Genomic DNA, 15,596 nt, shown 5'->3' on the forward strand with positions numbered 1-15,596 from the left:
CCTCAAGAGGATAAGTACCCGAAGATGAATGCATCTCCAGCATCGCAAATGACGACGATTGCAAAAGAAACCTTGGCGCCCGTATTAAATGTGGAGTCCCAAGGTTATTATATATTTATCATCGTCTTTCTTCTCGCGTCAGCTGTTGTTGTGCCTATCTTCCAGCGATACAAGGTGTCGAGCGTCCTCGGATTTCTGTTGATCGGCGTCCTGTTTGGACCGGATGTCATGGGACGAGCCGCGGACGTCTGGCCGGTGCTGGACGCCTTTGATGTCATCCGTTCGCATACGGTTCATCAGTTGGCGGAGCTCGGCGTCGTCTTCCTGTTATTTTCCATCGGCCTGGAACTGACGTTTGAGCGCCTGAAATCCATGCGTCGTTTGGTGTTCGGGCTGGGTGCACTCCAGGTTCTCCTGTCGTCTGTCGCTCTGACCGCCATGTTCCTGCTGCTGGGGCAGCCGGTGGTGGCGTCTATCGCGCTTGGCATGGCCATCGCCCTGTCCTCGACCGCCGTTGTCATTCCCGTCCTGGCCGACCGCAAGGCGCTCAAGACGACCTCGGGCCGAAGCGTCTTTGCTGTGCTGCTGGCGCAAGACCTCGCCGTGGCGCCGATTATGATCACGGTCGTCATGCTGGCGGGCGGGGCTGCGACCGTCAATGGCGGCGGCGGGCTGAGCGGCCTTTTAACCCTTATCCCGGCCCTGATCGGTATCGGTGCGCTGGTTGTGCTTGGCCGCTGGTTGTTGCGCCCCTTGTTCAATACGGTGGCGTTCTCGCGGTCGCGCGAGCTATTCATGGCGGCGTGTTTGTTGTGCGTGCTGGTGGCGGGCCAGATTTCGGTCATGGCCGGATTGTCCATGGGGCTAGGCGCGTTTGTCGCCGGGGTGTTGCTGGCGGAAACTGAGTACCGCCGCGAGATCGAAATGATGGTCGATCCGTTCAAGGGGCTTTTACTGGGGCTGTTCTTCGTAACCGTCGGCGCGCGCCTGGAAATCGGCGCAGTGCTGGAAAATCCGGTCCTGGTGCTCGGGTTGGCTGCCGGGCTCATCCTGGTAAAGGCGGCCGTCATCTATCCGATCGCCCGGTATTTCGGCCTGAACAACCGTAGCGCCATCGAAACGGCGGCGGTGCTGGGGCCAGCGGGTGAATTCGCCTTCGTGATCATCGATGAAGCTATCGGGCATAAGGTCATGTCGGCCGACATCGGTCAGTCGGTCATATTGGCCGCCATCATCTCATTGTTCTGCATCCCGTTCCTGGCCGCGATCGCCGGCAAGCTCGCCAAGGCGGTGACCCCCGAAACGAAAACCCCGGTGGCGCCGGAAATAATCAGTGAAAAGACCAGCGTGCTGGTTGTTGGTTTTGGCCGCGTCGGCGAACTGGTCACCGATATGCTCAAGCTGCACGGCATAGATTATACGGTGATCGACATAAATCCGCAGGTGACGCAGCGCGCCCGTGGACTGGGCATTGAAACCTGGTACGGCGACGCCTCCAATCCGGAGTTCCTGCTCAGCGTCGGCCTTGAACGCGTCCGCGCCGTGGTGGTGACGGCCTCAAATCCAGCCTTCACCGATCAGGTCGTCAAGACCGTGCGGGGCTTGCGTGAAGATGTTCATATTATCGCCCGGGCGCGTGACGCATCCCATGCCCAGCGTCTGTATCAGATGGGCGCGACGGATGCCGTTCCGGAAACGATCGAAGCGTCTTTGCAACTGGCTGAAAATACCCTGATCGACCTGGGCGTGCCAATGGGATTGGTTTTGGCCAGTGTCCACGAGCGCCGCGACGTGTTCCGCAAAATGTTCGGTATCCGCAAGCCGACCTCGGAAGTCCGCAAGGATCGATCACTGGATGCGCTGGCTATAGCAGAGCAGAAGGCGGTCGAAAACAAGGCCGACGCAGCGACCTGACTTGGCTACTTTCCGGCCCCGGCATCGTGGCTTTCCAGCCGATTGCGCAGGGCGTCGATTTCGACGAAGAAGCGGCGGCGAACCTCAGCCGCAAATGGGTTGTCGCGTTCGATTGACAGGAACAGTTCGTCGGAATCGCCGGACACTAGGCCTACGCCTTGCATCATCAGGTCGTAGGATCGCGTGGTGTGGACGGTAGGTAGCGGCTCCAGGCCACTCAGCACCTTGGCGATAAGATGGGTCAGGCCCTGTACAGCGGCCAAGGCTTTGTCATGCTGTTCAGGCGTGGCAAGCGACACCTTGAGATCGAGCGTATTTTCGAAGAAGCGTACGATGGGGGCGAGGCGGCGCAGGCGGACGGGGCAGACCACGATTTCCAGGTCGTGGATACCTTTGCGCGCCGATTGAGGCCCGAACAACGGGTGGGTACACACAATGTAGACGCTGGGCGGCAGGGCATCGAGCAGCCACTTGGCCGGCTTCATCTTTACCGAGCCAACGTCTATGATCAAGGCGCGTGGATGGACGTAGGGCGCAATCGCCTCAGCAACGGTTTTCAGCACGCGGACGGGCGTGGCCAGCACGACAATGCGGCAGGCGGCGACCTCTTCCAGGCTGGCCAAGGTGACATTATGCCGTTTGGCGAAGGCGCGGGCTTCGGGGGAGGGGTCGCAGGCATAGATGTCGAAATAGGGCGACAGATGCTTCACGATCAGGCGCCCAAACGCGCCCAGCCCAAACAATCCGAGTTTAAAAACCTTTTTAGCCACGCGCAGATATCTTTGAATTGCCGCGCCGTTACGGCGCCCGAAATGAAACAGCGCCAGTAACATAATTGGCTGGACGTGGCGAGATGAAACTTCGTTATAGCGAAGTCCCAAGACCGTTTTTTACGCGCATTGCACGCATTTTGAAACGATTATGCTGCGTTTTTAGAAAAGACCGGAACGTTTTTTCTTAGGGCCCTTGCCGCCCTTTTCCCCCGGTGGCGGGGCTTCCGCGGACAGTTGGGCCGGCGTTTTGGGCAGTTCATCAAGGGTTATGAAGCCGTCGCCATTACGGTCCAGAATAGTAAAGCGCTGCTGCGCCGTATCGAGCCACTCTTCGCGCGATACCTTGAAATCGAAATTGGCATCGGCGGCTCGAACCGGTTGTGGTTCGTCGATCAGGCTGTATTGCGACGCGCCGACGATGCTTTTGCGATAGCGACCGGCGTTCGGATCAGTGCCCGTGCTCATTTCGGGATCAAACTGACGGCTACTTTGCTTCGGCTGGGCAATGCGCGGGTCTATGCTCTGGATTTCCGGCGCGATCTGGTTTTCGTAGCGGGTGTTTTCCGGGCTGCTTATATAGTTGTCGTGGTTGACGTCCAGCTTGTCGAAAAAGGCCATGGCGTCGGCGACGAATTCGTCGTGGCTGATCTTGCCATCCTTATTGGTGTCGGCCTGATTAAACCACTTCACCAAGGGGTAGGGCTGGCCAGCCGGTGCGCGAAACGGTTCGCCGGACGGCGAAAAAAAGATGGTCTGACCAAAGCCATTGGTTATGGGGTCTTGCGCGAACGCAGCGCCGGATATCAGGCTGGCGCCCAGGAGGCAGAAAGCGATGAGGGAGGTGTGGCGCATGATGTTTACTCGGCAGGGAGGGGCGTTATCGGTGATACGATTGGTTTCGGCCGTTACTGGTAAGCTGGTAGATTAACAGGCAGTCGATGGGATAGGCAAGCGGTCTTTATAGGGAGGAAAAACTTGCCGAGACGTTTTTTCCTACAGTAAATTATGCTTGCTTTTGTGTTTTCTGCGTTATAATTATCTTCTATTGTTTATTTAATTTAGTCTATAGTTTGTCTTTTTTGTTTCGAATTTGAAATATGCATTAAAATAATATCTTGTTAACTTGAGTCTTTATTCTTCTTGTATTGGCTGGTGCTTAAAGCCAGCTTTTGCGGGAGTTTTCTCATGAACATAGGCAGCACGGCAGGCACATCGCTTAGCCAGTTATTGTCGCAACTCAAGGCCAGTACCACCGCCGGTTCCAGCACGACATCATCGGCAACAACCCAGGTGGCGACCAGTTCGGCATCCACGACCACCAGCGTCGCTGAAAGCAGCGATTTCTTTCTCAGTCAATTGTCGGCCAGCATTATGGAAAGTTTGCTGTCCGGACAGTCTCAGGCATCGCAAACGTCTCAGTCGTTCCTGACGTCAGATACGTCGGAGACATCGCTGACATCACATGCGCGTAAGCATGGCGGACACCATAAGCCACCGTCATTGGAGGATATGGACAGCGATGGTGACGGCAGTCTGAGCAAGACCGAGATGGAAAGCTACAGCCAGTCGACAACTGGTGACAGCAGTACCTCCAAGGCGGACGCCTTGTTCTCCAAAATGGACACTAACGGTGACGGTTCGGTGTCGTCGGCTGAGAAGTCGGCCTTCGATCAGCAAATGGCCGCCAACAGGCCGGATGGTCCGCCGCCAGGAGATGGACAGGGCCAGCCCCCATCTGACGGGACGAGCCAGGCCTCAGACAGCAGTGGAACGGGAACCAGCTCTAACGATCTGGCTTCGCTGATGCATGAGTTGTTGTCGGCGCTTCAATCCTACAACGCCTCGCAAGGCGCGACGACTTCGGCTGCGTCCTCGACGCTTTCGATTGCTGCCTGATACCGAGAGCCCCACCGCCAGAGGCGTGTGGGGTTCCTTCTGGAAGTATTATGGGCAGGAGGTTAGCGCAGGTTTGGAAAAAATTCACGCTTTACTGAGGCCCAGATATATTCCAGCACAACGAAGTAAAAGACAGTCTTGACCAGCTTTACCGTTTCAATACCTGTAAAATACTGCAGGCCGATGGCAAGCCATAAGGCAGCGATCATGACCCAACCAGCGATTTCAAGCCGTCTGGGCATTATGAGCTTTTCGACGATAGACATAAACGCGTCTCGCTAAAAATAAGAAAGTCATAAAGGCTAGCGTATAGCGCGTTTCCAAACCCTTAACAATCTGGTGATGAAGGTTAACGGTCAAGTGAAAGTGAAAAGCGAGTCCGAAGCCTCGCTTTTCAAATATTCCTTTTATGCTCCATCGCGGTAGCGAAGTCCGGTTATTCGAAGGTGTTGGCAATTTGGGTCATGAACGGACCGGCGCCGTATTTGTTGGGGCCGGAGGTTCCTGGCAAGCACAAAAATACCAGAATAGCTATCCCGCCAAAGGGAACAAAGGACAGGAGCAACCACCAGGCGCTGCGGTTCGTGTCGTGGAGTCGGCGGAAGGCTAGGCCCAGGCCGGGCAACAGAAAAGCCAGGACCAAAATGTAATAGAGAGTTGTGCCCAATCCAGCTGAGCCACTTGTTATCTCGCCCATCATCAAGCTAGCCGGAATAATAAGGCACAGGATGTAAAAGAGCTGGAACCACCAGTATTCGGATCGCGAGGCACGACCTGTGAATTTCACGTAATTTTTGAAACCGCTTTTAATCGCTTCGGCAAAAGTCATATGGATTGTCCTCTAGAAGATAATACGGTGAAATGCTGTGCGTATTCAATTGTCGCCGCCTATAGGACGCGGCCGCCTCAGGACTTTGACATGCCTCTGTCCGATTGAGAAGACCAAAATCGGTATTATGCGGCCGTAATTGGTGTGGGCTTGCAGCTTTAGACTACGACTTAGCGGCTATGGTTGACAGTCGCCAAGTCCAGGATATGCCAATGCTCTTGACAAGGCCATTCGCGACCTAGGTCCGCATCAAGCGGGGTAGCCGAGGCGCCGCCTAAAACCGTTCCTCTCAGCATTGGTCACGCCTGTCCGAGCGTTAACGGGCGCGGCTGTCGTCCAGAATGGCCATAAGTGTCTCTATAACAAATGGCTTGGCGATGTAGTGGTGGAAGCCGGCGTCCGCGGCGCGATGGCGGAAGGTGTCCCCTGCCCAACCTGTCTGGGCGACGAATACGGTCCGTTCGAAGCCGGGTAGGGCGCGTAACGCCTGGCACAGGTCAAAACCGTTAAGACCGGGTAGGCTGATATCCAATAAGGCAATGTCGGGCGCGTAGCTGGCAGCCTCTTCAAGGGCTTGTTCGGCGCTGTGCACCATATGGTAATCGTGGCCCAGTTCCTCGATCATCCATCCCGTCGTCTGGGCCGCCGCCAGATTATCTTCCACGATCAGGACGCGTAGGGCCGCTCTGTTTTCGTTACCGTCAGTCGTCGACACTCTGTAAATACCCGATCCAAAAATACGCGATGCAAGCCTAAGCTTATGCTGGCGCGATGTGCTCCGCATTGATGCTTTATGGCTTTTTCAAGAAAACGGCTTTTATCCGGCGCCTGCCCGTCTATGTGTGCGAGTAACACTTGTTCGCTCCGGCGTCTGTTCACTAGTGCACATAGTTCGCCCTTTTTGAGAATTTCCATGACGACCGCCACGCCAGATCAGCTTCGTCAAAACGCCCTGTTGTCAATTCTGCACGACGAAGACCGCTTTCACCTTGAGCCCCATATTGTCGCTGTTTACAAGACCGCAGGCGACGTCCTGCTCGAGGCGGGCGACGACGTTATCGACACGTGGTTTCCGTGCGGTGGCGCCTTGGCCGCCTTTTGCCTGACGACACAGGACGGCGTGTCGGTCGATGTCGGTTTTGTCGGTCGTGAAGGCGCCATTGGCGGGATTGTATCGAATGGTCATGTGCCCGCCTATTCGACGGCCGTGGTGCGCGTCCCCGGACTGTTTCTGCGCATAAAAACATCCGCCCTGGAGCAGGCGAAGCAAGAATCCTTGGCTTTGCGGCATTGGTTCGCGCGCTATTCTGACTGCCTTCTGGCGCAGGTGTTTCAAACCGCGGCGTGCAACGCCACCCATACAATCCGCCAGCGGCTGGCCAAGCTGATCCTGGCTGGCCTCGCCCGGACGGGCGATATGGAATACCCGATGACGCAGGAGCAATTGGCCAGTATGCTCGGGGTCGGTCGCTCATTCGTCAGCCGCGTGATTGGTGCTATGCGTCAGGAAGGCACGATCGAGTCACGGCGGGGACAAATCATCCTCAAGGACCTGGCTGCCCTGCGCCATCAGTCCTGTGGATGCGATCAACTGGTTGATGACCACTTTGACGTCGTTTTGCACGGAATCTATCCGAAGATTTGAGTTGCACGCCGTCAGTCATGGCGCTGCCCGTCTTAAACGGTCTCCTGACTGCTTTATTGGTCTTGCCAGACCGGCGGTTATATCCTTACATTTGCAACCGGGGTTTTGGGGGACGGTCATGACACATTACGCCGGCGCTACGGCTATTGGATGGGCGCTTGCCGCCGCTATCGGCGTTGCGGTTCCGGCTGTCGCCTCTGAAAAACTGGAATTTGCCCCCGCCGCTACATGGGTACGGCCAATCCTTGCTCCGGCGCCGGCAGACCGCGATCAGGCGCACGACATATACGCCGTGCTAAACCGCTCCCTGCAGGTACGGTTGGGTGACGACGGGGACAGTACCTATTGGGAAACGCTTGTTCAGATCCAGACGCCGCGGGGTTTAGGAATTGCCCGGCCAACAGTGCAGTGGGATCCCATAAACGCCACCATTATCATCAATAAGGCGCATCTGATCCGTAACGGCCAGGTTATAGACCTTCTGGCCCGTGGTCAGACTTTCACGGTCATGCGTCGTGAAACTCAACTCGAAAAAGCGATCATGGATGGCGAACTGACGGCTGTTCTTCAGCCTGACGGAGTGGAGGTCGGGGATATCATCGATTTCGCCTATACCCGCGTTCGTCGTATCGCCGCTCTGGGCGGCAAATCGGAGAGTCTGTGGTCGAATATCGGTGTCGGACCGGCTGCGAAGCGCGATACGCGATTTACCTGGCAGGCAAAAAAGCCGGTGCGCTGGCGCTTGAGCGACGACATGCCGGTGCCATCCATCATCAGAACCGGTGATGAGGTCGAGATGTCGCTAAATCTAGACGCTTACAAACGGCCCGATTCCCAAGATATGGCACCTGACCGGTTCAACCGGTTCGGTGAGGTTCAACTCAGCGAGTTCGCGTCATGGTCACAGGTGTCTGCCCTGATCGCGCCCTATTATGATCAGGCCGCCCGATTGACCGAGGCATCGCCTCTGAAGGCCGAGGTGGCGAAAATACGTGCCCTGAGTTCCGATCCGAAGGTTCAGGCGGCCGCAGCGTTGCATCTCGTGCAACAGAAAATTCGCTATACCTATGTCGAGCTCGGCGAGGGTGGCTTCGTGCCGCCGAGCGCGGACTTGACCTGGTTGCGGCGCTGGGGAGATTGCAAGGCCAAGAGCGCATTATTGACCGCCTTGCTGCGTGAATTAGGCATTTCCGCCGATCCGGCCCTGGTAAATACCGTCAACGGCAACGGTCTGAATGAGCGCCTGCCGGCACTTGTGCTATTCGATCACGTCATCGTTCGGAGCGTCATTGACGGTAAGCCCTATTGGCTGGACGGTACGCTTGCCGCCGACGGCGGTCTTGACGACCTGTCGCCGCCGGATGAGGAATGGGCCTTGCCCATGACGGCTCAGGGCGAAGAGCTGCAGTCTCTGGTCGGGCCGCCGCTCACCCGGCCGCAGGTTGAGCTTCATGTCGCTCTCGATGCCTCAAAAGGACTGGACGGGCCGGTCGGCATACACATAGACGTCGCTTCGCATGGCAGCGCGGCGGTGACGCAAGATCAGCGTTGGCAAACCGTCAGGCCTGACGACGTGGATGCCGCCATACGCAAGTATTGGAAGGGCATGTACCCCGGGGCGGAGATAGGTGCTCATACTGAATATTTCGACCCGGCAGCGATGGAAATGCACTATGTCATGGACGGAACGACACGATTGAAAAGCATCGCGTTGGCAGGGAGTGATCGCCGCGTTTATTCCGTGCCGAACGTTGAAGTCGCCTATGGTTCCGATGTGCCTGAACGCACGCCAGGTCTGCATGCCGACGCGCCGGTCAGTTTGGACTTCCCCGTCTTTAACCGCACGACAGTCACGCTCCGCCTACCTGACGCAGGGCGGGGCTACGAGGCGGCGGGGCAGCAAATCGACCGTATTCTGGCGGGGCTGGAGATGAAGCGCCGCTTCGGGATCGTTGATGGCGTGTTCACCGCCGAGATAAGCCGGCGTACGCTCGCGCCGGAAATTTCACTGACGGAGGTCAAGGCTTCGGCCGATGAAATAGATGCCTTGAGTGAAAGTGGTATCCTTGTCCTCACGCCGGGCGCGGTCTCCGGTGCGCCGGTGGTGAATGGATCGCCAGCTTCGGCGGAGTCGGATGACTCCCATACAGAAATTGTTCCCGCGCGAGCAAGGTCTCCAATCGAAGGCGCGCCAGAACAGATCGACCCGGCCGGGATGAGTATCGTCGATCTGGGTGATTTTTATGCCGGTGGCCGCAAGTGACGGACGCGCTGATCAACCTGAGAAAATAGACGATTGCCTGGGTTTTCGCTTTCTGCCTGATATCGGCCATCAGGTCAGAATTAACCGGCGTGTCAGTCCAATCGCCTCCAGAAAGGTTTCATCGTGGCTGACGACGATCAAAGCGCCATCATAGGCGCGCAGTCCGGCTTCGACGGCGGCGATGGAATCGATGTCGAGGTGGTTGGTGGGTTCGTCAAGAACTAGCAGAGAGGGCGCAGAGGTACCCCCGGTCACGCAGGCAAGCCCGGCGCGCAACAATTGCCCGCCGCTGAGAGTTCCCGTGTTCTGAAGCGCGGCATCGGCGCGGAACATGAAGCGGGCAAGCGCCGCGCGACAGGCGTTTTCGTCGGTGTCTGGATGCAGGCGATGGAAGTTTTCGCGGATCGAGACGGTCGGATCCAGCAGGCTGACCGACTGATCGAGCAGGGCCCGGTCTGGCGTTACCCGCACCGCGCCCGACCAAGGAATCAGGCGGCCACTGATAACAGAGAGCAAGGTCGTCTTGCCGGTACCGTTGGCGCCGGTAATCGCGACGCGTTCCGGTCCGGTGACGGCAAATGACAGGTCGCGGATAATCGGACGATTCGGAGCGTAGCCGACGATGACCGAGTCGAGCTTTACGACGGAGCGGCCTGGGGGCAGTCGCGTCGGCGGCAAGGTAACCGATAGGGGCTGGAGAATTTCGATGCGACGGCGCGCTTCGGCCGCCGCCTCAAGCGCTTCGGTGCGCTGGCGTTCGGCCAGGCGAGCGGCATCCCCGCCCGTATTTTCGCTACGATTCTTCAAACCGCCCAATAGGATTTTCGGTGCGTCGCCGCGCGCGGCCTTGCGTTGGCCGGCGCCGTCTTTTCGCGCCTTACGTTCGGCGGTGGTTTGGGCATTACGCACCACATCGGCGGCGCGTTTTTCGGCATCGGCCAGATCAGCCTGGGCGGCGGCTAGATCCTGCGCCTTTCGGGCGCGGTATTGGCTCCAATTGCCCCCGTATCGGGTGGCGCCTAATGCCGTTAATTCGACGATACTGTCCATGATTTCAAGTAGTTCACGGTCGTGACTGACGACGACGGCGCCCTTTTTCCAGCTTGTCAGGAGATCGAAGACTGCCTGTCGTCCATCACGGTCCAGCGTGTTGGTCGGTTCGTCGAGCAGAAGAAAATCTGGCGCCTGAAAAACAAGCGCCGCCAAGCCGGCGCGTGTTCTTTGTCCACCCGATAGTGCGGCCAGGCGCGTATCCGCGTCGGTATCGAGACCCAGATAGGCTAGGGCTTCGATCATGCGTGTTTCCAGGGTCCAGTCAGCGTCCGCCAGATCATCGAGCGTGGCTTCGCCGGCTTCGGCGCGACGCAAAATGGCGCGGGCCGCACCGACGCCGAACAGGTCGGCCACGGTTTCGTTAGGGTCAACCTGGACCGTCTGGCGCAGGACGCCGAGCGTGCCAGAGCATGAAACGTAACCGGCGGCGGCCGTTAGATCGCCGGATATGAGCCGCAAGAGGGTGGATTTCCCGACACCGTTTCGGCCGACAATGCCCGTACGTTCTGGGCCGAAGGTGAGGTTGAGAGAGGAGAACAGCGCACGGCCGTCAGGGGCCGACCATGACAGGTCGGATAGGATGATCGCAGACATGGAATTTCCTTGGAGAGATAACAAAGGGGCGTTTCTCTGGTGGAAAATTACATGTGGCGGCCGTCCTGCATTTTTGTGGCGAATACGAACCTGATCTAGGCACTGCCCGCGAGAATTGCAAGTCGCAAGGCGGCACAAACAAAAAGAGCGGGCCTTGCGACCCGCTCTTTCCGTATCATCATGTGAGATATAAGACTTAGAAGTCCATACCACCCATGCCGCCCATGCCGCCGCCAGGCATGGCGGGAGCAGCGGCTTCTTTCTTAGGGGCTTCCGTCACGGCGGCTTCCGTCGTGATCAGGATACCAGCGACCGATGCAGCGTCTTGCAGCGCGGTGCGGACAACCTTGGCCGGATCGATGACGCCATCGGCAACCAGGTCGACATACTTTTCGGTCTGGGCGTTGAAGCCATAACCTGTGCTGTCATTGCCGAGGACGGCATTAACAACCACCGAGCCTTCGACGCCGGCGTTTTCGGCGATCTGGCGCAGCGGCGCTTGCAGGGCGCGGCGGACGATGGCGATACCGGCGGTTTGGTCGGCATTGATGCCTTCCAGACCGGCGAGGGCCTTGGACGCCTTCAGCAGAGCCGTGCCGCCGCCCGGAACGATGCCTTCTTCGACGGCAGCGCGGGTGGCGTTGAGCGCGTCGTCAACGCGGTCCTTCTTTTCCTTGACTTCGATTTCGGTCGAGCCGCCGACGCGGATGACGGCAACACCGCCGGCCAGCTTGGCCAGACGTTCTTGCAGCTTTTCCTTGTCGTAGTCCGAAGTGGTTTCTTCGATCTGCTTCTTGATCTGACCGATACGGGCTTCGATGTCAGCCTTTTCACCCACACCATCGACGATGGTGGTGTTTTCCTTGGTGATGGTGACCTTCTTGGCGCGGCCCAGCAGGTCGAGCGTGACAGTTTCGAGCTTGATGCCGAGGTCTTCGGAGATCACTTCACCCTTGGTCAGGACAGCGATGTCTTCCAGCATAGCCTTACGGCGATCGCCGAAGCCAGGCGCCTTGACGGCGGCGACGCGCAGGCCGCCACGCAGACGGTTGACAACGAGGGTGGCCAGGGCTTCGCCTTCGACGTCTTCGGCGATGATCAGCAGCGGACGGCCCGATTGCACGACGGCTTCGAGGATCGGCAGCATGGGTTGCAGGCTGGAGATCTTCTTGTCGAACACCAGGATGTACGGGTCTTCGAGGACCACTTCCATCTTGTCCGGGTTGGTGATGAAGTAGGGCGACAGATAGCCGCGGTCGAACTGCATGCCTTCGACGACGTCCAACTCGGTTTCGGCGGTCTTGGCTTCTTCAACCGTGATGACGCCTTCGTTGCCGACCTTTTCCATCGCCTTGGCGATCATTTCGCCGACTTCGGTGTCGCCGTTGGCAGAGATGGTGCCGACCTGAGCGATTTCCGAGTTGTTGGCGACCTTCTTCGACGACTTCTTGATCTCTTCAACGACGATGGCGACAGCCTTGTCGATGCCGCGCTTCAGGTCCATCGGGTTCATGCCGGCGGCGACTGACTTCATACCTTCGACGACGATGGCTTGCGCCAGAACGGTGGCGGTGGTGGTGCCGTCACCGGCCTTGTCGTTGGTCTTGGAGGCGACTTCGCGGATCATCTGCGCGCCCATGTTTTCGAACTTGTCTTCCAGTTCGATTTCCTTGGCGACGGAGACGCCGTCCTTGGTCGAGCGCGGGGCGCCGAAGGACTTGTCGAGCACGACGTTACGGCCCTTGGGGCCCAGGGTCACCTTCACGGCGTTGGCGAGAATGTTCACGCCGCGCAGCATACGATCGCGCGCGTCGGAACCGAAGAGAACTTGTTTGGCAGCCATGGATATAACTTCCTATTGAATTAAAAAGTGAGCGTTTGATGCGGCGCGATTAGCGCTCGAGAACGCCCAGGATGTCGGATTCCTTGAGGATCAGCAGGTCTTCACCGTCGATCTTCACTTCGGTGCCGCCCCACTTGCCGAACAGGATGCGGTCGCCGGCCTTCACGTCGAGGGCGACGAATTCGCCTTCATGACGCGTGCCGGGTCCAACGGCGACGACTTCGCCTTCTTGTGGCTTTTCCTTGGCGGTGTCCGGAATGATGATGCCGCCCTTGGTCTTGGCTTCTTCTTCGACGCGCTTGACCAGGACTCGGTCGCCTAATGGGCGAAGGCTCATGGTTATTCCTCCAATTGGGATGTGAAAACAGGAGTGTTAGCACTCACGGTGAGTGAGTGCTAACAGCGCGTTGGATTTAGGTGCGAGGGACCTCAGAGTCAAGGGCGGGCGGAGCAATTTTTGCCCGAGACCTTGTTTTCACCAACCTCATCGGAAAATTACAAATTGGGCGGCAAAACGCTCTGTATTATCATTTCCGCGACACTATCTTATGTCATAACACCCGAGCAACTGAGGAGCTTCATCATGTTATCCGCCAAAGCCAAGGCCGCCGCCGAAAAGATCAAGTCGTTCGACGAAAATGACGTCCAGTCGATTTCCGAAATGGTTCGTCACGAAGTCGAGCATGCCACGCATGTCTTGGCGGAACGCGCCAAGGAGGCCGAAGCCCGTCTTCGCCATTTTGCCGATCATGCCGGTGACGATGTGAAGCGTTATTCGGGCCAGGCCAAGCAAAAGATCGAGGAAAACCCGGTTCCCGCCACCCTCATCGCTCTCGGCGTGGGTTTCGTACTCGGCGCTCTTCTGATCCGTGGCCGCGACTAACACCAAGCGTTAAAATGAAACGCCCCGTTGCCAGCGCAATGGGGCGTTTTTTTTTATTCTTTAATTCCAGACATATTGAATTTATTTCGGCGGTTCTATTTCGTCCTTGGTCTATGTCCCTTACAGATAAGGGCTTTGTACGTTTGTGCCAACAGTGCCTACGGCAGTATGACATCCGCAATAATCGGGAAATGATCCGAAATAACCTTGCCGTTAAATCCTTCGGTCAGAACGGTAAAGCGGCTAACCTTAAGGGCGCGATCGACAAAAATATGGTCAATGGCTGGGCCATCCGTCTTGTTGAGGTCGAAATTGTTGAACGTTCCCGTGGGCCCGTGATCTTCAGCGGCGCCGATCCGGGCGTCTTTCAGGTTCAGGCCGTCATTATCGCTCAGTAGCTTGTATGGCGCACTGTCGGGACCGCTGTTGAAATCCCCCATCACGATGACGACGGCGGGGCGGTGGCCCACCTCGGCACGCGCCGTACCTTGCAATTGCCGTGCGCAGTTTTCGCGCGCCACGACGCCGACATTGTCGAAATGGGTATTGCGCACATCTAGCGGCGTCCCGGTCTTCCGGTCGCGGAGGACGGCGCGGGTGATGGTGCGCGGGTAGGCCGCGTCGGCATCCTTGCCAGGCTTATTGGGTGTCGCCGAACACCATTGTGTCGACACGTCTACGGCCTCGAAGCGGGCCCGCTTGTAGAAAATGGTTGTGGTTTCGCCCGTCTTCCCGTCATCCCGCCCGAGGCCGTAATGGTCGTAGTCAGGCAGGGCGGCAGCCAAATCGGCGACCGCGGATTGCGCCGCTTCCTGAACGCCGAAAATGTCGGGAGACACGCGCTTTATCTGGTCGGCCATGGGGCCGCGTCGTTCGGCCCAACGCGGGATATCCGAGGCGACATCGACCCGGACATTGTAGCTCATCACCCGAACCGTATCCGCCGCCATTGCCGGTGTCGTTATAAATGCTGCCGCGCAGATCAGGGCTGGTATTCGCATATGTCATCCTCACTGTCGGTTTGTTATCTACCCACTATACGCGATAGTGATGGCGGAGCGACAGGCGAAATCAAATGGTCGTGCCCAGGCGCCAGTCTATGCAGGTATCAGTCGATGCTGGCGTGATACCAGTCGCCACGGGGCTGAACATTGACAGGCATGCCGAACAGTTCGGTCAGGTGCGCGCCAGTCAGCAACTCCGCCTTGTCGCCTTCGCGCAGCACCCGGCCATCGCGCAGCATGACGATGTGCCCCATTTCCGGCAGGATTTCTTCGATGTGGTGCGTTACCATGAGCAGGGTGGTAGCCGTCGCCAAGTCGCGCAGTCCTTCCAGAAAAAGGCGCCGCGCTGCGGGGTCCAGTCCGGCGCAGGGTTCATCGAGTAGCAGCGCCTTGGGGCGGTGTACCAGGGCCCGCGCGATCAGCACACGGCGCGCTTCGCCGGTTGACAGGGTAGACACGTTGCGGCCGATCAGGTGGGCTGCGCCCGCCTGCACCAAGGCCTCGTGGCTGCAGGTTTTCATGTCGTCTGTCACGGCGTGTTTCCACAGCCCGCGTGCGGCGAAAAAGCCGGAGATAACGCAATCGAACACTTCCAACGGCGGATCGGCGTCGAAATCGAGTTGCATGGCCGATGACACAATGCCCATCAGGCCACGCAGTTCGGTGACGTTCCAGCGTTCATGACCGAAGATGGAGACATGTGCGCCGGCCAAAGGGTAAAGTTGGCGCGTGATCAGTTTGACGAGGGTGGACTTTCCCGACCCATTGGGCCCGAGGATGGCGGTGTGCTGGCCTGCTCGCACGGTAAGGCTGAGGCCGTCAAGCAGATGGCGTTTGCCGCGCACCACGGATGCGTCACGGATATCAAGAAGGGGAGTGGCAGGCATGTTTCAGCGGCA

General features: G+C 58.0%; 15 protein-coding genes. 5 read left to right on the forward strand and 10 right to left on the reverse strand.

All coding sequences use genetic code 11. The features are described 5' to 3' along the window. The first annotated feature begins 48 nt into the window (after nt 1-48). Nucleotides 49-1,914, forward strand: coding sequence for a cation:proton antiporter domain-containing protein (locus RCJ00_RS13205; RefSeq protein WP_316222800.1), 1,866 nt, complete (start codon nt 49-51; stop codon nt 1,912-1,914). A gap of 5 nt (nt 1,915-1,919) precedes the next feature. Here the strand turns inward: RCJ00_RS13205 and RCJ00_RS13210 are convergent, their stop codons facing one another. Together RCJ00_RS13210 and RCJ00_RS13215 are read right to left on the reverse strand one after the other, a co-directional pair. After that, nucleotides 1,920-2,684, reverse strand: coding sequence for a prephenate dehydrogenase/arogenate dehydrogenase family protein (locus tag RCJ00_RS13210; RefSeq protein ID WP_316222460.1), 765 nt, complete (start codon nt 2,682-2,684; stop codon nt 1,920-1,922). 162 nt (nt 2,685-2,846) lie between these two features. Then, nucleotides 2,847-3,539 carry an EF-hand domain-containing protein gene (locus RCJ00_RS13215; RefSeq protein ID WP_316222461.1) on the reverse strand — a complete coding sequence of 231 codons (693 nt, stop codon included), beginning with the start codon at nt 3,537-3,539 and terminating at the stop codon, nt 2,847-2,849. A 333-nt stretch (nt 3,540-3,872) separates the two neighbouring features. Here RCJ00_RS13215 and RCJ00_RS13220 point away from each other — a divergent pair, with 333 nt between their 5' ends. After that, entirely contained in the window at nt 3,873-4,583 is a 711-nt protein-coding gene (locus tag RCJ00_RS13220; protein ID WP_316222463.1) for an EF-hand domain-containing protein, read from the forward strand. Between the two features lie 62 nt (nt 4,584-4,645). Here the strand turns inward: RCJ00_RS13220 and RCJ00_RS13225 are convergent, their stop codons facing one another. The 3 genes from RCJ00_RS13225 to RCJ00_RS13235 form a co-directional block, all read right to left on the reverse strand. Beyond that, complete coding sequence (locus tag RCJ00_RS13225; protein WP_316222464.1) at nt 4,646-4,825, reverse strand: hypothetical protein; 180 nt, start codon at nt 4,823-4,825, stop codon at nt 4,646-4,648. Nucleotides 4,826-5,019: 194 nt separating this feature from the next. Continuing rightward, nucleotides 5,020-5,412 carry a DUF805 domain-containing protein gene (locus RCJ00_RS13230; protein ID WP_316222465.1) on the reverse strand — a complete coding sequence of 131 codons (393 nt, stop codon included), beginning with the start codon at nt 5,410-5,412 and terminating at the stop codon, nt 5,020-5,022. A gap of 316 nt (nt 5,413-5,728) precedes the next feature. After that, nucleotides 5,729-6,127 (reverse strand): response regulator, encoded by a 399-nt coding sequence (locus RCJ00_RS13235; protein ID WP_316222466.1) that lies wholly within the window; start codon nt 6,125-6,127, stop codon nt 5,729-5,731. A gap of 198 nt (nt 6,128-6,325) precedes the next feature. Here RCJ00_RS13235 and RCJ00_RS13240 point away from each other — a divergent pair, with 198 nt between their 5' ends. Both RCJ00_RS13240 and RCJ00_RS13245 read left to right on the forward strand, forming a co-directional pair. Then, a complete protein-coding gene (locus RCJ00_RS13240; RefSeq protein WP_316222467.1) occupies nt 6,326-7,057 on the forward strand; it encodes a Crp/Fnr family transcriptional regulator in 732 nt (243 codons plus the stop codon). 118 nt (nt 7,058-7,175) lie between these two features. After that, nucleotides 7,176-9,320, forward strand: a complete 2,145-nt coding sequence (locus tag RCJ00_RS13245) for a DUF3857 domain-containing protein (protein ID WP_316222468.1) — start codon at nt 7,176-7,178, stop codon at nt 9,318-9,320. A gap of 69 nt (nt 9,321-9,389) precedes the next feature. Here the strand turns inward: RCJ00_RS13245 and RCJ00_RS13250 are convergent, their stop codons facing one another. From RCJ00_RS13250 to groES, 3 genes are all read right to left on the reverse strand, one after another. After that, complete coding sequence (locus RCJ00_RS13250; protein WP_316222470.1) at nt 9,390-10,967, reverse strand: ABC-F family ATP-binding cassette domain-containing protein; 1,578 nt, start codon at nt 10,965-10,967, stop codon at nt 9,390-9,392. Between the two features lie 196 nt (nt 10,968-11,163). Then, nucleotides 11,164-12,810, reverse strand: coding sequence for a chaperonin GroEL (groL, locus tag RCJ00_RS13255; RefSeq protein ID WP_316222472.1), 1,647 nt, complete (start codon nt 12,808-12,810; stop codon nt 11,164-11,166). Nucleotides 12,811-12,859: 49 nt separating this feature from the next. Next, nucleotides 12,860-13,147, reverse strand: a complete 288-nt coding sequence (gene groES / locus RCJ00_RS13260) for a co-chaperone GroES (RefSeq protein WP_316222474.1) — start codon at nt 13,145-13,147, stop codon at nt 12,860-12,862. A 246-nt stretch (nt 13,148-13,393) separates the two neighbouring features. On the opposite strand from groES, the gene RCJ00_RS13265 reads away from it, so the two are divergent. Continuing rightward, a complete protein-coding gene (locus RCJ00_RS13265; RefSeq protein ID WP_316222476.1) occupies nt 13,394-13,693 on the forward strand; it encodes an ElaB/YgaM/YqjD family protein in 300 nt (99 codons plus the stop codon). Between the two features lie 158 nt (nt 13,694-13,851). Here RCJ00_RS13265 and RCJ00_RS13270 read toward each other — a convergent pair whose 3' ends face one another. Together RCJ00_RS13270 and RCJ00_RS13275 are read right to left on the reverse strand one after the other, a co-directional pair. After that, nucleotides 13,852-14,694 carry an endonuclease/exonuclease/phosphatase family protein gene (locus tag RCJ00_RS13270; RefSeq protein ID WP_316222478.1) on the reverse strand — a complete coding sequence of 281 codons (843 nt, stop codon included), beginning with the start codon at nt 14,692-14,694 and terminating at the stop codon, nt 13,852-13,854. A gap of 107 nt (nt 14,695-14,801) precedes the next feature. Further along, entirely contained in the window at nt 14,802-15,584 is a 783-nt protein-coding gene (locus RCJ00_RS13275) for an ABC transporter ATP-binding protein (RefSeq protein ID WP_316222480.1), read from the reverse strand. Nucleotides 15,585-15,596 lie beyond the last annotated feature (12 nt).

This window comes from Asticcacaulis aquihabitans, from assembly GCF_032490435.1.
Classification (GTDB): domain Bacteria; phylum Pseudomonadota; class Alphaproteobacteria; order Caulobacterales; family Caulobacteraceae; genus Asticcacaulis.

Bases quoted from the DNA above. Each gene is read 5' to 3' on its own strand.
- RCJ00_RS13205 (WP_316222800.1), top strand. From the start codon at position 49: ATGACGACGATTGCAAAAGAAACCTTGGCGCCCGTATTAAATGTGGAG.
- RCJ00_RS13215 (WP_316222461.1), bottom strand. From the start codon at position 3,539: ATGCGCCACACCTCCCTCATCGCTTTCTGCCTCCTGGGCGCCAGCCTG.
- RCJ00_RS13220 (WP_316222463.1), top strand. From the start codon at position 3,873: ATGAACATAGGCAGCACGGCAGGCACATCGCTTAGCCAGTTATTGTCG.
- RCJ00_RS13225 (WP_316222464.1), bottom strand. From the start codon at position 4,825: ATGCCCAGACGGCTTGAAATCGCTGGTTGGGTCATGATCGCTGCCTTA.
- RCJ00_RS13230 (WP_316222465.1), bottom strand. From the start codon at position 5,412: ATGACTTTTGCCGAAGCGATTAAAAGCGGTTTCAAAAATTACGTGAAA.
- RCJ00_RS13240 (WP_316222467.1), top strand. From the start codon at position 6,326: ATGACGACCGCCACGCCAGATCAGCTTCGTCAAAACGCCCTGTTGTCA.
- RCJ00_RS13245 (WP_316222468.1), top strand. From the start codon at position 7,176: ATGACACATTACGCCGGCGCTACGGCTATTGGATGGGCGCTTGCCGCC.
- RCJ00_RS13250 (WP_316222470.1), bottom strand. From the start codon at position 10,967: ATGTCTGCGATCATCCTATCCGACCTGTCATGGTCGGCCCCTGACGGC.
- groL (WP_316222472.1), bottom strand. From the start codon at position 12,810: ATGGCTGCCAAACAAGTTCTCTTCGGTTCCGACGCGCGCGATCGTATG.
- groES (WP_316222474.1), bottom strand. From the start codon at position 13,147: ATGAGCCTTCGCCCATTAGGCGACCGAGTCCTGGTCAAGCGCGTCGAA.
- RCJ00_RS13265 (WP_316222476.1), top strand. From the start codon at position 13,394: ATGTTATCCGCCAAAGCCAAGGCCGCCGCCGAAAAGATCAAGTCGTTC.
- RCJ00_RS13270 (WP_316222478.1), bottom strand. From the start codon at position 14,694: ATGCGAATACCAGCCCTGATCTGCGCGGCAGCATTTATAACGACACCG.
- RCJ00_RS13275 (WP_316222480.1), bottom strand. From the start codon at position 15,584: ATGCCTGCCACTCCCCTTCTTGATATCCGTGACGCATCCGTGGTGCGC.